Source organism: Cognatiyoonia koreensis (assembly GCF_900109295.1).
Classification (GTDB): Bacteria; Pseudomonadota; Alphaproteobacteria; order Rhodobacterales; family Rhodobacteraceae; genus Cognatiyoonia; species Cognatiyoonia koreensis.
The window spans coordinates 2,005,244-2,020,590 of record NZ_FOIZ01000001.1 but is presented as its reverse complement, the minus strand read 5'-3'; the positions used below and the strand labels follow the sequence as shown (position 1 = coordinate 2,020,590).

At 57.7% G+C, this 15,347-nt stretch carries 15 protein-coding genes; 8 read left to right on the top strand and 7 right to left on the bottom strand.

The annotated features are described in order from the left end of the window. Nucleotides 1-58 precede the first annotated feature (58 nt). Entirely contained in the window at nucleotides 59-931 is an 873-nt protein-coding gene (locus BMY44_RS09980) for an urea carboxylase-associated family protein (RefSeq protein ID WP_089993435.1), read from the top strand. Here the strand turns inward: BMY44_RS09980 and deoD are convergent. The 3 genes from deoD to BMY44_RS09965 all read right to left on the bottom strand — a co-directional run bounded on the left by deoD (nucleotide 911) and on the right by BMY44_RS09965 (nucleotide 4,176). Further along, nucleotides 911-1,615: a purine-nucleoside phosphorylase gene (gene deoD / locus BMY44_RS09975; protein WP_089993433.1), complete on the bottom strand. Its 705-nt coding sequence runs from the start codon at nucleotides 1,613-1,615 to the stop codon at nucleotides 911-913. The two genes, BMY44_RS09980 and deoD, sit on opposite strands and share 21 nt — an antisense overlap. 169 nt (nucleotides 1,616-1,784) lie before the next feature. Next, on the bottom strand, nucleotides 1,785-2,120 hold the full coding sequence (locus tag BMY44_RS09970) for an H-NS histone family protein (RefSeq protein ID WP_089993431.1): 336 nt from the start codon (nucleotides 2,118-2,120) through the stop codon (nucleotides 1,785-1,787). An 88-nt stretch (nucleotides 2,121-2,208) separates the two neighbouring features. Next, entirely contained in the window at nucleotides 2,209-4,176 is a 1,968-nt protein-coding gene (locus BMY44_RS09965) for a protein meaA (protein ID WP_089993428.1), read from the bottom strand. Between the two features lie 110 nt (nucleotides 4,177-4,286). Here BMY44_RS09965 and BMY44_RS09960 point away from each other — a divergent pair, with 110 nt between their 5' ends. The 7 genes from BMY44_RS09960 to BMY44_RS09935 all read left to right on the top strand — a co-directional run bounded on the left by BMY44_RS09960 (nucleotide 4,287) and on the right by BMY44_RS09935 (nucleotide 11,250). Beyond that, a complete protein-coding gene (locus BMY44_RS09960; RefSeq protein WP_423219741.1) occupies nucleotides 4,287-5,690 on the top strand; it encodes a 1-acyl-sn-glycerol-3-phosphate acyltransferase in 1,404 nt (467 codons plus the stop codon). Nucleotides 5,691-5,811: 121 nt separating this feature from the next. Beyond that, a complete protein-coding gene (ccrA, locus tag BMY44_RS09955; RefSeq protein WP_089994796.1) occupies nucleotides 5,812-7,101 on the top strand; it encodes a crotonyl-CoA carboxylase/reductase in 1,290 nt (429 codons plus the stop codon). Between the two features lie 203 nt (nucleotides 7,102-7,304). After that, nucleotides 7,305-7,505: a hypothetical protein gene (locus tag BMY44_RS18200; RefSeq protein ID WP_165611815.1), complete on the top strand. Its 201-nt coding sequence runs from the start codon at nucleotides 7,305-7,307 to the stop codon at nucleotides 7,503-7,505. Beyond that, nucleotides 7,462-8,244, top strand: coding sequence for a helix-turn-helix transcriptional regulator (locus BMY44_RS09950; RefSeq protein WP_089993424.1), 783 nt, complete (start codon nucleotides 7,462-7,464; stop codon nucleotides 8,242-8,244). Before BMY44_RS18200 ends, BMY44_RS09950 begins: the two co-directional genes overlap by 44 nt. A 91-nt stretch (nucleotides 8,245-8,335) precedes the next feature. Beyond that, nucleotides 8,336-8,965, top strand: a complete 630-nt coding sequence (locus tag BMY44_RS09945; protein ID WP_089993420.1) for an acyl-homoserine-lactone synthase — start codon at nucleotides 8,336-8,338, stop codon at nucleotides 8,963-8,965. A gap of 39 nt (nucleotides 8,966-9,004) precedes the next feature. Beyond that, entirely contained in the window at nucleotides 9,005-10,537 is a 1,533-nt protein-coding gene (locus tag BMY44_RS09940; protein ID WP_089993417.1) for an ATP-dependent DNA helicase, read from the top strand. Further along, complete coding sequence (locus tag BMY44_RS09935; RefSeq protein ID WP_089993414.1) at nucleotides 10,534-11,250, top strand: SDR family oxidoreductase; 717 nt, start codon at nucleotides 10,534-10,536, stop codon at nucleotides 11,248-11,250. The genes BMY44_RS09940 and BMY44_RS09935 overlap by 4 nt, the downstream gene beginning before the upstream one ends. On the opposite strand, the gene BMY44_RS09930 is transcribed toward BMY44_RS09935, so the two are convergent. The 4 genes from BMY44_RS09930 to BMY44_RS09915 all read right to left on the bottom strand — a co-directional run bounded on the left by BMY44_RS09930 (nucleotide 11,247) and on the right by BMY44_RS09915 (nucleotide 15,345). After that, nucleotides 11,247-11,993 carry a TIGR02186 family protein gene (locus BMY44_RS09930; RefSeq protein WP_089993410.1) on the bottom strand — a complete coding sequence of 249 codons (747 nt, stop codon included), beginning with the start codon at nucleotides 11,991-11,993 and terminating at the stop codon, nucleotides 11,247-11,249. The genes BMY44_RS09935 and BMY44_RS09930 overlap by 4 nt on opposite strands. After that, complete coding sequence (locus BMY44_RS09925; protein WP_089993407.1) at nucleotides 11,990-12,910, bottom strand: sulfite exporter TauE/SafE family protein; 921 nt, start codon at nucleotides 12,908-12,910, stop codon at nucleotides 11,990-11,992. The genes BMY44_RS09930 and BMY44_RS09925 overlap by 4 nt, the downstream gene beginning before the upstream one ends. Before the next feature lie 174 nt (nucleotides 12,911-13,084). Next, complete coding sequence (locus BMY44_RS09920; protein WP_089993404.1) at nucleotides 13,085-14,251, bottom strand: ABC transporter permease; 1,167 nt, start codon at nucleotides 14,249-14,251, stop codon at nucleotides 13,085-13,087. Nucleotides 14,252-14,253: 2 nt separating this feature from the next. Then, nucleotides 14,254-15,345, bottom strand: a complete 1,092-nt coding sequence (locus BMY44_RS09915; protein ID WP_089993402.1) for an ABC transporter permease — start codon at nucleotides 15,343-15,345, stop codon at nucleotides 14,254-14,256. Nucleotides 15,346-15,347: the final 2 nt, after the last annotated feature.

Genomic DNA, 15,347 nt, shown 5'->3' with positions numbered 1-15,347 from the left:
GCCTTTGCGTAAAGAAATCCGGCTTTCCTTTGGTCAGTCAGTTTGATTTGCTGTCAGAATGACACGCTCTGACCCACCCGAAGATGCAGATGCCCGCCGCGCCGTTGCGCCAGTTATCTGCTATCCTGTTGACGCTTTGCCGCCACCGGATATGGATTTTTATGAACGGGCGCGGGCAGATATGGAATTACAGCAGACGCAAATCGTCCCGCCCCGCGAGGCTGCGGCGATCCGCGTTCCCGCCGGACATGTCCTGCGTCTGAAATCGGTCGATGGGCCGCAGGTCGGTGATTTGAACCTTTTTGCCGATGATGATCTGTCAGAACGGTTTTATTCCGGAAAGACCCGTGCCTTGCATGGCACCCACCTGAGCACGGGTGATCGGATGTGGTCGTCTTTTCCGCATTTGCGCCCGATGGCGACGGTCATTCATGACACGCTTGATTGGTATGGCATCGATACGTTTGGCGGCAGTGTACATGATGTGATCGGAACCCGTTGCGATCCTTACACCGGCAATTTGTTGTCGGGCACGCAGTATCACCATTGTTGTCATTCCAACCTGACACGCGCTTTGGCAGCCGAAACGGGACTTTCGTTGAAAGACGCGGAAGCCCACGTGCATGATGTGCTGAATGTGTTTATGTGCACCGGTTTTACCCGTGATACGGGTCAGTATTTCATGAAGGCGAGCCCTGTCCGTCCGGGCGATTACCTTGATCTGTTTGCGGAAATCGACCTGCTCGCCGTGTTGAGCGCCTGTCCTGGGGGTGATTGCAGTGCCGAGCATTCGAGCGATGCCGCCGCCTGTTATCCGCTGTTGATGGAGGTTTTCAGGCCTGCGTCACTGGCAGGTTGGGAGCCGCCAGCGAAGAATGGCTATGACGGCAGCCACGGCGTTCACGTGCCGTCAGGTGAAGGCGGCCTCTAGTGCGATTTCAACCATATCACCGAACGAGCGTTCCCTCTGATCAGCGGGGAGCGCTTCGTGCGTCAGCAAGTGGTCGCTGACGGTCAGCACTGCAAGCGCGCGCCGTTTGTGACGGGCGGCGAGAATGTAGAGTTCGGCGGCCTCCATTTCGACCCCGAGTATCCCGTGACGCACCATTTGTTCGTTCAGGTCGGGTCGTTCGTCATAAAAGACGTCCGAGGAATAGATGCCCCCGACGTGGGTTTTCGTGCCTTTCCTCGCCGCGGCTTCTGCGGCGGCGGCTAGAAGACCGTAGTCGGCACAGGGTGCGAAGTTCAGTTCCTTCATAATGCCGCGCGAGGGTGTGGACAGCGTTGTTGCCGTCATCGCAAGGATCACATCCCGGATGCCGACATAGTCCTGCATCCCGCCGCATGATCCAATCCGGATCAGGGTCTGCGCATTGTATTCGCTGATGAGTTCATTTGCGTAGATCGACAGGGATGGCATGCCCATGCCCGATCCTTGGATCGTCACCCGGTGTCCGTTCCATGTGCCGGTAAAACCGAGCATTCCGCGGACTTCGTTGACGCAGACGGCATCTTTCAGAAAAGTTTCCGCCGCCCATTTCGCGCGGTAGGGATCGCCCGGCATCAATACGGTTTCCGCGATGTCGCCCGGCTTTGCGCCAATATGGATGGTCATTTCCGATTTCCTTTTTACGTCCCGGATTTCACTTTAGCACAGTCTTGAAAAGACGTGCATCGCGCAATCTGAAATTGATTGTCGCGAATTGAGGTACGGACTATTCCGTCAGACCCGGCTTTTTCGGCAGGTCTGACAGAAATCTTCAATGGGATCAGATAAAGCTGCCCTAGACCGCGAGTGAATCCGGTGTTGCGCCTGACGCCATCGCGTCCTTGAACCATTGTGGTTGGCGCCCCTTGCCTGTCCATGTTTGCGAGGGGTCATTCGGATTCTTGAATTTTGCGGGGGCCTTGGTCTTTGGTCCGCTGCTTTTCTTGCGACCATATTTCTTGCCGGCACCTGTTAATTCGGCCAACGAAAAGCCATGCGCTGCGGCAGCCTTTTCAGCGGCCTCCCGTGCCGCTTTCAATTCTTTCTTTTTCAGGCTTTCGAGTGCCTTGTCGATATTATCGCGCAGTTTGGTCAGCTCTTTGCGCGACATCGCGCTGAGGTCGATTGACATGTCATCTCCGTATTCTGCCCCGTGAGTGTGAGCGCCGCCATTTGATCGGAGTTTGACGTAAAGGGAAACCTATCTAAAGGGACAATGCCTATTCCGCTGCGATTGCGCGGGGATCCACCAGTGTCACAATATCTGCCATTATCTTATTCAATTCAAAATCTTTCGGCGTATAGACTTTGGCGACCCCCATGGCGCGCAGCTTTTCCGCGTCTTCATCGGGAATAATGCCACCGGCGATCACGGGAATATGCGATAAACCCTTTTCCTTCAGCTTTTCCATAAACGTCGCAATCAGCGGAATATGGGAGCCTGACAGAATTGAAAGACCGATGACATGTGCGTCGTCGCTTGCCGCAGCGGCAACCAATTCATCAGGTGTCAGGCGAATGCCTTCGTAGGAAATATCCATTCCGCAATCGCGCGCGCGTGCCGCGATTTGTTCGGCACCGTTAGAGTGACCATCCAGCCCCGGTTTCCCGACGAGGAATTTCAGCCGCCGCCCCAGTGCGGCTGATACCAGATCGACCTGTTCGCGAATCTCGTCCAGCCCTTCGGTTCTGTTTGACGGGTTCGCGCTGACGCCGGTCGGGGCCCGGTATTGTCCGAACGCGGCGCGGATCACATCGGCCCATTCGCCCGTTGTCACGCCAGCCTTTGCTGCCGCAATTGACGGGATCATGATGTTCGTGCCGTCCTTGGCCGCACTGCGCAGGTCTGCGAGTGCCTGTTTTACGGCCGTTTCATCCCGGTTGGCTTTCCAGTCGGCAATGCGGCGAAGCTGGTCGGCCTCGGCTTCGGCGTCGGCGACCATGATCGCGTCGTCGCCCGCCGTCAGCGGCGATGGTTCACCTGCCTGCCATTTGTTCACACCGACAACCGTCGTGTCGCCACTTTCGATGCCGCCGATGCGGGCCGCGTTGGATTCGACCAGCCGGCCTTTCATGTACGCAATCGCATTGACTGCCCCACCCATGCCGTCGATCTGTTTCAGCTCTGCGCGCGCTCCGTCTTTGAGCGCGGCGACCTTGCGTTCGATTGCCGGGTTTCCGTCAAACAGGTCTTCGTATTCCAGAAGGTCGGTTTCATAGGCCAGGATTTGTTGCATCCGGAGCGACCATTGCTGATCCCACGGGCGGGGCAGGCCAAGTGCTTCGTTCCATGCGGGCAATTGTACGGCGCGGGCGCGGGCGTTCTTGGACAGCGTCACGGCCAGCATTTCGATCAGGATCCGGTAGACGTTGTTTTCAGGCTGCTGTTCTGTCAGCCCGAGCGAGTTGACCTGCACCCCATAGCGGAACCGCCGGTATTTGGGGTCTTCCACACCATAGCGTTCCTGGCAGATTTCATCCCAGAGTTCGACAAAAGCACGCATTTTGCAAAGCTCGGTCACGAACCGGATGCCCGCATTCACAAAGAACGAGATACGACCCACCATGGCCGGAAAATGCGCGGCCGGCACTTTGCCTTTCAAATCATCCAGAACGGCGGTTGCTGTTGCCAACGCGAAGGCCAGCTCTTCCTCGGGCGTCGCCCCTGCTTCTTGCAGGTGATAGGAACAGACGTTCATCGGGTTCCATTTGGGCAGGTGTTCGCGCGTATATGCCGCGACATCCGTAATCATCCGCAAGGATGGTTCGGGCGGGCAAATGTAGGTGCCGCGAGAGAGGTATTCCTTGATGATGTCGTTTTGAACGGTGCCTTGGAGCGCCGAGATATCCGCGCCCTGTTCTTCGGCCACGGCAATATAGAGCGAGAGCAGCCAGGGTGCTGTCGCGTTGATCGTCATCGACGTGTTCATCTGATCCAGCGGAATATCGTCGAACAGCGCACGCATGTCGCCAAGGTGGGACACAGGCACACCAACTTTGCCGACTTCGCCCGCAGCAAGCGTGTGATCGCTGTCATAGCCCGTCTGCGTCGGCAGATCGAAAGCCACCGACAGACCGGTCTGCCCTTTGGCAAGGTTCCCACGATACAGCGCGTTCGAGGCTTTGGCGGTAGAGTGGCCCGCATATGTCCGGAACAGCCAGGGACGATCTTTCTGCGTTTGCGACATAGACGGGCTCCTCGAATCCTGATGCGCAATTTTATTGCGCGTTGAGGGTAGTTATAGGTAACTTTCCAAAGCTGTCAATTCGCTGCATTGCGGCATTGGGTCGATTGGCGTTGGCAATCGCATGCGACCTGATAATCTCTGCCGCGATGACGCAGCCAATTTCCATGCCCCTGTGGGCCTTCGTTCTGATTGTCCTTTTTGCGGCTGTGACGTTTGCATCCCACTTTTTATTTCCATCCGTGCGCTGGTTCTTCCGCAAGCGGGCAGAGCGCGTTATCGCGCGCGTCAATGAAAGGCTGCAGCGTCCCATCGAGCCGTTCAAGCTGGCCCGTCGCTATGACATGATCCAGCGCCTGATTTATGATCCGGAAATTACCGAGGCGATTGTCGAACATGCGCGCGAATTTGACGTGCCCGAGAACGTGGCGTTCGAGCAAGCCAAGAAATACGCCCGCGAGATCGTCCCGTCTTTTTCGGCGACGGCCTATTTCACGATTGGCACACGTCTCGCCAAGTGGCTGAGCCGCGCCTTTTACCGGATCAGGTTAGGCACTTTTGATCGTGATGCGCTGGAAGCGCTGGACGCTGATGCGACTGTCATCTTCGTGATGAATCACCGCAGTAATATGGATTACGTGCTGGTGACGTATCTGGTCAGCCGCGCGGGTGCGCTGTCATATGCCGTGGGGGAATGGGCGCGCGTCTGGCCGCTGTCGTCCATGATCCGGATGATGGGGGCCTACTTTATCCGCCGCCGGTCGCGTGGTCAGCTTTATCGGCGTGTTCTGGCGCGATATGTCCAGATGGCGACGCAGGGCGGCGTCACGCAGGCGATGTTCCCCGAAGGCGGGTTGAGTCTGACGGGCGCGGTGGGTGAGCCAAAGCTGGGTCTGCTGAATTACATCGTCAGTAGTTACAAGCCGGAGGGGCGCGACGTCATCTTTGTGCCGGTCGGGCTGAATTACGATCGCGTCTTTGAGGACCGGTTTCTTGTCGCTGCGCACGAAAGCGGCAAGCGCAAGTTCCGTCCGCCGTTCATGACCGTCATCCATGGCATTTGGACGTATCTTTTGGACCGGGTTACCAAGCGGACACGCGGGTTCGGGACGGCCTCGGTCGGGTTTGGCAAGCCGTTGCATCTGTCCGCCTTTTCCGGCGATGACCTTGATGCGAAGACAGAAGCCATTGCTGCTGAACTGATGGACCGCGTGCGTGCGGTTGTGCCGGTGCTGGCCACGCCGCTGATTGCGCATGTGCTTGTGACTGATGGCGCTTCCAGTCGCAGCGCCCTGGCAGATGGTGTGCGCGCGCGGTTGGAAATGCTGAAGAGCAAGGACATGCCACTGCCGCGCAAGGAAGTCGGCGCATTGGTCGAAGATACCCTGAAACCGCTACTGGCGCGCGGGTTTGTTGTTGAGAAGGACGGTGAGATATCGATCCAACCCGAAGGGGCAGGGGTCGTTGCCTATTACGCAAACACGATTGCGCACCATTTTTCTGCGTCCGCAAAGTAATTATATTACAAAAAATCATGTGATGGGGTTGCAAAGTTTCGCTGCAGTTGCATAACTGCTGGAAAGGCACGGATGATTCCGCAATGCAGCAATATGGACGAAACACAGGATGGTGACAGAGATGGCCCTCGACACAAATGCCCCAGTACTTACCTACAATGCCCCGGTGAAGGATCTTTACGACGTCGCAGAGATGCCGCCGCTCGGCCATGTGCCTGCGCAGATGTATGCGTGGACGATCCGGCGCGAACGGCACGGCGAACCTGACAAGGCATTCGAGATCGAGGTCGTCGATTGCCCCAAGCCGGATAGTAACGAAGTCCTGGTTCTCGTGATGGCGGCAGGGGTCAACTATAATGGTGTCTGGGCGGGTCTTGGTATCCCGATCAGCCCGTTCGACGTGCACAAGGCCGATTACCACATCGCCGGTTCAGATGCTTCGGGTATCGTCTGGGCCGTTGGTGACAAGGTCAAGCGCTGGAAGGTTGGCGACGAGGTCGTCATTCATTGCAATCAGGACGATGGCGATGACGAACATTGCAACGGTGGTGATCCGATGTTTTCGGAAAGCCAGCGGATCTGGGGTTACGAAACGCCGGACGGATCCTTTGCCCAGTTTACGTGCGTGCAAAGCCAGCAGCTGATGGCACGTCCCCAGCACCTGACCTGGGAAGAGAGTGCCTGCTACACGCTGACGCTGGCGACCGCCTACCGGATGCTGTTCGGACATGAACCGCATGATCTCAAGCCCGGCCAGAACGTACTGGTGTGGGGAGCGTCCGGCGGTCTTGGGTCGTACGCGATCCAGTTGATCAATACGGCGGGAGCGAACGCCATTGGTGTCATCAGTGAAGAAGACAAGCGCCAGTTCGTTATGGACCTGGGTGCAAAAGGTGTCATCAACCGCAAGGATTTTGACTGCTGGGGGCAACTACCTACGGTGAACACGCCCGAATACAACGCCTGGCTGAAAGAGGCGCGCAAGTTCGGCAAGGCGATCTGGGAGATCACCGGCAAAGGCGTAAACGTTGACATGGTATTTGAGCACCCCGGCGAGGCGACATTCCCTGTTTCGTCGCTGGTCTGCAAAAAAGGCGGCATGGTCGTCATTTGTGCCGGCACCACCGGTTTCAACTGCACGTTCGACGTCCGTTACATGTGGATGCACCAAAAACGCCTGCAGGGCAGCCATTTTGCCCACCTCAAGCAGGCAAGTGCGGCGAACCAGTTGATGATCGAACGGCGCCTTGATCCGTGCATGTCAGAGGTATTCCCTTGGTCCGACATTCCTGCGGCGCATACGAAGATGCGCAAGAACGAGCATAAGCCGGGGAACATGGCCGTTTTGGTACAGGCCCCGAAAACCGGCCTGCGCACATTCGAAGACACGGTGATCGAGTCACAGCGCTGATTCGACAATTTCCGCAAACAGAAGGAGCGTACGCGTTATGCGTGCGCTCCTATTTCGTTCCACGCTTGCTTTTATCAAGAGCAGTTGGCTGATCACCATCCCCCCATTTCTGGGGGGGCGAATTCAGCGAATATATTTCGTTTAGAATTGCTTGCTACCATAGGTTGTTAACGGTTCGTTAACTATTCCGAGGGAGGGTAATCTTGGGACATAACTGGATCATCGACGTCTTGGCCGACTTGAAATCCTTTGCTCACACAAATGGTCTCGACTTGCTGGCGGATCATTTAGAGCAGACTGCCGCAGTGGCGACGGCCGAAATCGCGACGACATCCGAAGGGACGATGCGCGCGCAATATAATGGCAAAGAGCAGACTGGACAACTTTCTTCACGGCTTGGGTAACGCCACAGAAATCGCTCAAATTCAGGGACTTATCGTCTCACTTCGCGATACATTCAGGATAGATCATACGGTCTATCACTGGGTCAGCGCTGATGGCGAACAGTACGGTTTCGGGACATATGACCCGAAATGGGTGCAGCATTACGTCGACAAGGACTACCTGCGGGTCGATCCTGTCGTGCTGGGGTGCTTTCAACGGTTCCATCCGGTGGACTGGAAGATGCTCGACTGGTCGTCAAAGGCCGCGCGGGCCTTTCGCAAGGATTCGATCGCGCATGGGATCGGCAATCAGGGCTTTTCTGTCCCGATCCGTGGTCCGAACGGTCAGTTCGCCCTGTTTTCATTGTCGCATCATTGCAGTGATGCGGAATGGTCGGCTTTTACGACCAAGAACCAGCGCGACATCATCCTGATTGCGCACTTTCTGAATCAGAAGGCGCTTGATTTCGAGATGGAACGCCAGCCCGAACCAGTGCGCCCGCTGTCCCCGCGCGAGGTGGACACGCTTACCTATCTTGCAATGGGCTATGGCCGCAGTCAGGTGGCTGAGATGCTGTTGATCTCAGAGCACACCTTGCGCGCCTATATCGAGAGCGCACGCTTTAAGCTGGGCGCATTGAACACCACACACGCGGTTGCCCGGGCCTTGGCCGAAGGTCTGATTGTCGTTGGCGGTGCGGCGCGCGCTGCAGAAGGTGGCTGGCCCGGACGCGAGGAAAAAACCCCGTTGCGCGCGTGATTCTGCCGACCGTGACGGGCCATTAACCAACCGCAAAGTACCCTTCTGCCAATGTCCCTTCCATGAAGGAGCAGCTTTGAAGGGGCTTAACATGTTACGCTATGTTTACGGCGACGCGCTTGGCGCATATCCGACCTTGCAGGAAACGATGCACCGTGACCGCGCGGTGCAGTTCCGCGACCGTTTGAAATGGGATGTCAGCGTGGATGCGCGCGGCTGGGAACAGGATGAATACGACAGCCTGAATCCGCTTTATGTGATCTGGGAAGAACCGGGCGGGGTCCACGGCGGGTCCATGCGGTTTCTGCCGACATCCGGGCGTACCATGGTGAACGATCATTTCAGTCACCTGTCACCGGAACGGATTGAAAGCCCCTTTATCTGGGAATGCACACGGTTCTGTCTTGCACCTGATGCATCCCCCCGCGTGGCTGGCGCGCTGATGCTGGCGGGTGGAGAGCTGATGCGCGCTTTCCAGTTGACGCATTTGTTGGGAGTATTCGACGCCCGCATGATCCGCATCTATAACATGATCGGGGCTGCACCAGAGGTGCTGGGCAGCGCAGGCGAGGGGCGTGATCGGATCAGCGTCGGTCTTTGGGCATATTCCGAGACGGATCGCGAGAAAGTCTTGCGGCGTGCCGGACTGTCATCCGAGATTTCGGAGGCATGGTTCGCAAGGTCGTTCGGGCAGCCAATCAGGCCGCAAAAGGTCGCTTAACCACTGGTGAGCAGGCGCGGGGGCGGATAGGTTGCCCGCATGACATCCAGCTCTCCCGCGATCGTATTTTCCGAAGACCAGGCCGAGGCCTGGGACAGTGTCGTATTGGCCTTGCGGCAGGCTGGTGTCGATCTGGATGACAGCCTGCTGCAACCGCCGAAATCCGAAGCGACCTCTGTCATGGCGGTCGTCGGCAAGGCCGGTTCCGGCAAGACGATGCTGCTTGCGCGGCTTTTCAAAGCCTTGGCAGACGCCGGCGTCGATATCGTGTCCGGTGACTATGAAGGCAAGAAGCGCCGCGACCGTCGCACGCTGGCCATCCTTGCACCGACCAACAAGGCGGCAAGCGTTTTGCGTACCCGTGGCGTGCCTGCCACCACGATCCACCGTATTCTCTATACGCCGGTCTATGATCCTGAATACGAGAAGGTCGCGGAGTGGCTGGCCGGGCAGGGAGAGCGGCCAGAGATTGAAGGCCTGACCGACATCGCGCTTGATCGCGCCTATGCGTCCTATCAGGCGAACACATCCGTGCCGGCCGCTTTGGCCGCTGCAGGCCTGCGTGGCAGCGATTTCATCACAGGATGGAAGCGGCGGGAAGAACCGCTGGATATCGGCTTTGTCGATGAATCCTCGATGCTGGACAAAAAGCAATTTGAAGACCTGCAAGAGATCTTTCCCACGCTGATCCTGTTTGGCGATCCGGCACAGCTGCCCCCCGTGCAGTCCGAAGGTGGGATGGTTTTCGAAAGTCTTCCGGCAGAGCGGGTTCTGACTCTTGAACGCATTCACAGGCAGACGGCAGATAACCCCATTCTTGACCTTGCCCACGCGCTTGCCGATCCGCAGATCGATTTCTACGCCTTCGAAAAGCTGATCGCCGAAGCGGCCGAAAAGGATGAACGCGTGGTCATGGCGCAGCGTGTCGAGGCGCAGTTGATGGCCCGATCCCCCTGTCTGGTCTGGCGCAACGCGACGCGCATTCGTTTGATCCATGCGTTTCGCGCCGCTTACAAGGCACCGGATGATGAACTGCGCGAAGGCGAGCCGTTAATCTGTGACGGGCTGGAACTGCCCATGAAGCACCGCAAGAAGCGCCTTGATCTGGAGGCGCGCGGCCTCATCAAGGGGGCACAAGTCATCTATCTGGGGCCGGGTCGCAAGCCGGGTTTTAGCCGTTTGCACGTCATGGGGGCCGAAGACCCGCAGGTCAGTGCTGCCAGTATCGTCAAGATCGAGCAGGATGGCGACGAGGAACCATTCATTCCTTTTGCCGCCAAGATGGGGGCAACGTTCCTGCACGGGGCTGCCGTGACCATTCACAAGGCCCAAGGGTCGCAGTGGGATACGGTGCAGGTCTTTGCGCCGGATATTAACGCTGCAAGCCGGATGGGACGTGTCGAGGCAGGTCAGCCGTTGTGGAAACGATTGGCCTATGTCGCGATCACCCGCGCTGAAAACCAGCTACGCTGGGTCGTGCGCAATCGTCTTGCCCTGCCGCAGGATGAATTGCGCGTTGATGATTTGGTGGTGCCCGCTGCACCGCTGGAACTACGGAGCGAGGACATATGAAGACAATCATCATTACCGGTGCCAGCAGCGGCATCGGATTGGCGACGGCAGAGGCATTTCTGGAAGATGGCTGGCGCGTGGGACTGGTGGCGCGGCGGGCCGACCGGTTGGAAGATCTCGCGCGTATGTATGACACGGCCGTGCCTTTGCCGTGTGATGTGACCTCTGAAGTTGCTGTGCAGAACACCTTTGCGTCGTTTGGACGTTTGGATGTCTTGTTCAACAATGCGGGCATGTTCGGTCCGCAGACCACGATTGATGAAATCCCGCTAGATAACTGGAAAGCCGTGCTGGATGTGAACCTGACCGGCATGTTCCTGTGCGCGCGAGAGGCGTTCAAGGTCATGCGCAAGCAGGCCCCGCAAGGTGGGCGCATCATCAACAACGGGTCGATTTCAGCGCACACACCGCGTGAAGGGTCTGTCTGCTATACGACGACCAAGCATGGTGTCAGCGGTCTGACGAAAACCCTGTCGCTGGACGGACGCCCGTTCAACATTGCTTGCGGTCAGATTGATATCGGGAATGCGCGTACCGATCTTGTCCGTGATCTTGAAAAGAAGCGGCAGGCCGAGGGGCTGGACCCTTTGCCTACGATGGATGTGGCCGATGTGGCCCAGGCCGTTTTGCACATGGCGAACCTGCCTTCAGAGGCGAATGTCCAATCTATGATGATCATGGCGACGAAGATGCCCCATATCGGGCGCGGTTAGCGGCGCAAGAGCGCAAAGGCCGCAGATGCAAGCCATCCCGCCGCAATCGCGATCGACAGCGACATCAGCCCGTACCAGAACGGGTTGTCGTGGGCGAGGTTATAAAGCCAACGTTCTAGCCCGACCTTTTTCACGGGGATGTTCGTGTCGTAAATATCGACCACCTGACCGTCGCGCGTCAGAAAGATCCGTGTCTGGTAGTCGCCTTCCGTCAGGTTTGCGGGCAGGCTGATCGCTGCGCGGAACAGGGTATCTTCCTCGAAATCGACCTTTCCTTCGAGGTTCTGGAACAGGTCTTGTCCTGCCCGAATCCGGATCAGGGCGCGATTGAAATTGCCGGCGTCCATGACATCAGCACCGACGCTGCGCACCATTTGCGGTGTCCGGATGCGATGGCGAATGTCTTCGGTGGCGGTCAGGATATCGGACAGTGGTGCGCTGCTGGCAACGGCGTAAAAGGATGGTGCCGCATCGACATTCACCACGTCGGTGTTCACCCAGATTCCAAAGCGCCGTTCCTTGCGCCGGACGGTGACCGGTGTATCCGGCCCTGCGACGGTCACGATCACCCCAAGCTCTCCTGCGGCTGTCGGTGCGTCACGCTTGATTGCACCAAAGATCAGCAGGTCTGAACCGTCGAACGTCGCGGTGATTGCCACCTCATCCTGGCTGAGGCCGAGTACAATCTCTTCGGCCTTGGCTGGCAGTGCAAGCACGCTGAGCAGGATCAGCAGGCGGATCATGTGTGCCCCTCTGTGCCCAGTGTGTAGATTTCGGATGGTTCCACAAGCAGATCGAATGCCAGCTTTCCGCAGACGGCCAAAACCATGATCGCCAGCAGGATGCGCAACTGTTCTGCTTTCATTCGCGTGCCGATCCGCGTGCCGATCTGTGCCCCGATCACGCCACCGACGAGCAGCAGGACTGCCAGCATCACGTCGACGGTGTAGTTTGTCGTGGCGTGCAGCATCGTGGTGAATGCGGTCACGAAAATGATCTGGAACAGCGACGTGCCAACGACGACCTTGGTTGGCATTCCAAGCAGATAGATCATGGCAGGCACCATGATGAAACCGCCCCCAACGCCCATGATCGCGGCCAGCACACCGACCAGCACCCCGACAAGCAGGGGCGGGATGACTGAAATATAAAGCCCCGAAACACGGAATTTCATTTTGAAGGGCAAGTTGTGCACCCAGTTGTGCTTGCGTCGCGTCGGGATCTTGCCGCCCGTCTTTTTTGATTTGCGGATAGCGTTCAGGCTTTCCAGGAACATCAGCCCGCCGATGATCCCGAGGAATACGACATAGCAAAGCTTGACCAGCAGATCGACCTGACCCAGCGATTTCAGGTAGTTGAAGACCAAGACACCCAGTGCCGCGCCAATCAGACCGCCCACAAGCAGGACGGTCCCCATTCGCAAGTCGACGGTCTTTCGTTTGAGATGCGCAAGCACGCCGGAAAAGGATGAGGCGACGATCTGGTTTGCTTCGGTCGCTACGGCAACAGCCGGGGGGATGCCAATGAAGAACAAGAGCGGCGTCATCAGGAATCCACCGCCGACGCCGAACATACCGGACAGGATTCCCACGATCCCACCCAATCCCAATAACAGAAAGGCGTTCACCGAAACTTCGGCGATTGGAAGGTAAATCTGCATGAGCTATCCCGGCAAGGCTTGGCCGCTTTCCTGCACAAGAAACCTTATCGTCCCGTTAGTCAAACCCCACAACGGGGAAATACTGTGCAACTGCAGCAAATCCTTTAAATTGGTGCTATTGTTGCCGCGCGCTGGACTTAACAGCCCGCGGCAACCAGCCCGAAATTGAGACTGCTAGCGTTCCTTGACATAAGGTTCGCCACCCGCGCGCGGCGGAATGGCCTTGCCCACGAACCCCGCCAGAATCACCACAGTCAGGATGTAGGGCAGCGATTTGATGAAGTCGTTGGGAATGCGTACCGTTTCAAACAGACCCGTCAGCATCCCGATCCCCTCGCCCGAGGCGGCCCCGATCCAGGTCATCAGCGCGATTGCGATCAGCACGGCCGACAGTCCGCCAAGAACCGCCATATCGATTTTGTCGCGTCGGACTGCATAGAAAATCATGAAGACCGACGGCAGCACCAGCAGAAGGATCACCCAGATCGCGTCCATCGAGATGGTCGAAAAGCGCGCTTCGATAGCGAAGAAGAAGCCGAACAACAGGCAGGCCCCGAGCGCCTGCCAGGGCCGCCATTTGGCAAAGATGAGTGCGGCAAGTGCAATGAACCCCCGATTGGCTGTCATGTCCTTGGTAAAGCCCGCCTGAACGGCCGTTGACAGGTAAGCACCGGCAATGCCGCAAAGGACACCGCAGATGATGACGGCGGCGAACCGCAACTGCACGACAGAAATCCCGGCCGTATCAACTGCGGCGGGGTTTTCGCCGACTGCGCGCAGTCGCAATCCGAAACGCGTACGGTAAAGCACCCACCATGACAGTGGCACTGCGACAAACGCAATGTAGACGAGGATCGAGTGACCCGAGATGAGTTCAGAGTAGAACTGCATCCCCGGGCTTGCATCACGCATGTCACGGATACGTGTCAACGCGCCGGGAAAGTCGATCCCGTCAAAACGGGCCGCCCCTGACAACGACGGTGTACGCCCGGCCTGTCCGAACCAGCCACCTGCAATCACGACTGTCAGACCAGCGGCAAGGAAGTTGATTGCAACCCCCGAAATGAGTTGGTTTCCACGAAAGGTGATGGATGCGATGCCGTGCACAATCGAGAGCATGATCGACGCGCCGATCCCTGCGAACAGGCCTATCCAGACCGACCCTGTTGTGAAAGAGACTGCCGCCGAAAGAAACGCGGCTGCCAGCATTTTGCCTTCCAGCCCGATGTCGAAAATTCCGGCGCGTTCGGAAAACAGACCCGCGAGGCACGCCAGCAATAGCGGGATCGCCATCCGGATCGTTGCATCGCCGAGCTGAACGATGGTGTAGAAGTTATCCATGGTTACGTCGCCTTCCGCATCGACAGGAACACCCGCTGCAACGGCGCGCGCACAAGATTATCAAGCGCCCCTGTGAACATGATGACCAGCGCCTGAATGACGACGATCATCTGCACCGGAATGCTGGTGTCCTGCGCCAGTACGGCCCCGCCCTGATAAAGCATCCCGAAAAGGACGGCGGCGATGATGATCCCGACCGGATGGTTGCGCCCCATCAGCGCGACCGCAATCCCGATGAAACCGGCCCCTTCGGTGGCGTTCAGGACCAGCCGTTCTGCTTCGCCCATGACGTTGTTGATCGCCATCATTCCAGCCAGACCGCCAGAAATGAGCATTGCGATCATTGTCAGTTTGACAGGATTGATCCCGGCGTATTTCGCGGCGGTTTCCGAATGCCCGAGCGCGCGGATTTCATAGCCGAGCCGCGTGTGCCAGATCAGTAGCCAGATGGCAAAACATGCCAGCAAGGCCACGAAGAAGGTGATGTTCGCGGGCGAGGATGTGAAGGCATCCCAGCCAATGGCATTGGCCATATCTTCGAAGCTGGGTAAATGCGTCGGTTCGGGAAATCGTGGCGAGGCGGGTTCCATGGACCCGTCGGGTTTGTAAACTTCGCGCAGCAGGTAGACGAGCAGCCCTGATGCGATGAAGTTGAACATGATTGTCGTGATAACGATGTGACTGCCCCGCTTGGCCTGAAGATAGGCGGGAATAGCGGCCCACGCCGCACCCAGCAGTGCCGAGGCTGCGGCTGCGACCACCAATGCAATCGTCCAATGCGGCAAGGGGAAGTAGAGGCAGACCGTCGCGACACCGACACCACCCAGCATTGCTTGCCCTTCGCCGCCGATATTGAAAAGGCGGGCGTGGAAGGCGACGGCGACGGCCAGTCCCGTAAAGATGAAGTTCGTGGCGTAATAGAGCGTGTAGCCAATCCCTTGTGTTGAGCCCAGCGACGCATCCGCCATGATACCCAAGGCGTTGAACGGGTCTTCACCGATCGCGATGATCACGAAGATCGAAATCACCATGGCAAGTAACAGGCTGATCAGCGGGACCAGTACGACTTCGGCCCATCTTGGCATCGCATCCATTC

Excerpts from the sequence above, each read along its gene's own strand:
- BMY44_RS09925 (WP_089993407.1), bottom strand. The coding sequence starts at position 12,910 with ATGCAGATTTACCTTCCAATCGCCGAAGTTTCGGTGAACGCCTTTCTG.
- BMY44_RS09950 (WP_089993424.1), top strand. The coding sequence starts at position 7,462 with ATGGCAAAGAGCAGACTGGACAACTTTCTTCACGGCTTGGGTAACGCC.
- BMY44_RS09970 (WP_089993431.1), bottom strand. The coding sequence starts at position 2,120 with ATGTCAATCGACCTCAGCGCGATGTCGCGCAAAGAGCTGACCAAACTG.
- BMY44_RS09940 (WP_089993417.1), top strand. The coding sequence starts at position 9,005 with ATGACATCCAGCTCTCCCGCGATCGTATTTTCCGAAGACCAGGCCGAG.
- BMY44_RS09920 (WP_089993404.1), bottom strand. The coding sequence starts at position 14,251 with ATGGATAACTTCTACACCATCGTTCAGCTCGGCGATGCAACGATCCGG.
- BMY44_RS09935 (WP_089993414.1), top strand. The coding sequence starts at position 10,534 with ATGAAGACAATCATCATTACCGGTGCCAGCAGCGGCATCGGATTGGCG.
- BMY44_RS09965 (WP_089993428.1), bottom strand. The coding sequence starts at position 4,176 with ATGTCGCAAACGCAGAAAGATCGTCCCTGGCTGTTCCGGACATATGCG.
- BMY44_RS09945 (WP_089993420.1), top strand. The coding sequence starts at position 8,336 with ATGTTACGCTATGTTTACGGCGACGCGCTTGGCGCATATCCGACCTTG.
- deoD (WP_089993433.1), bottom strand. The coding sequence starts at position 1,615 with ATGACCATCCATATTGGCGCAAAGCCGGGCGACATCGCGGAAACCGTA.
- ccrA (WP_089994796.1), top strand. The coding sequence starts at position 5,812 with ATGGCCCTCGACACAAATGCCCCAGTACTTACCTACAATGCCCCGGTG.
- BMY44_RS09915 (WP_089993402.1), bottom strand. The coding sequence starts at position 15,345 with ATGGATGCGATGCCAAGATGGGCCGAAGTCGTACTGGTCCCGCTGATC.
- BMY44_RS09930 (WP_089993410.1), bottom strand. The coding sequence starts at position 11,993 with ATGATCCGCCTGCTGATCCTGCTCAGCGTGCTTGCACTGCCAGCCAAG.
- BMY44_RS09980 (WP_089993435.1), top strand. The coding sequence starts at position 59 with ATGACACGCTCTGACCCACCCGAAGATGCAGATGCCCGCCGCGCCGTT.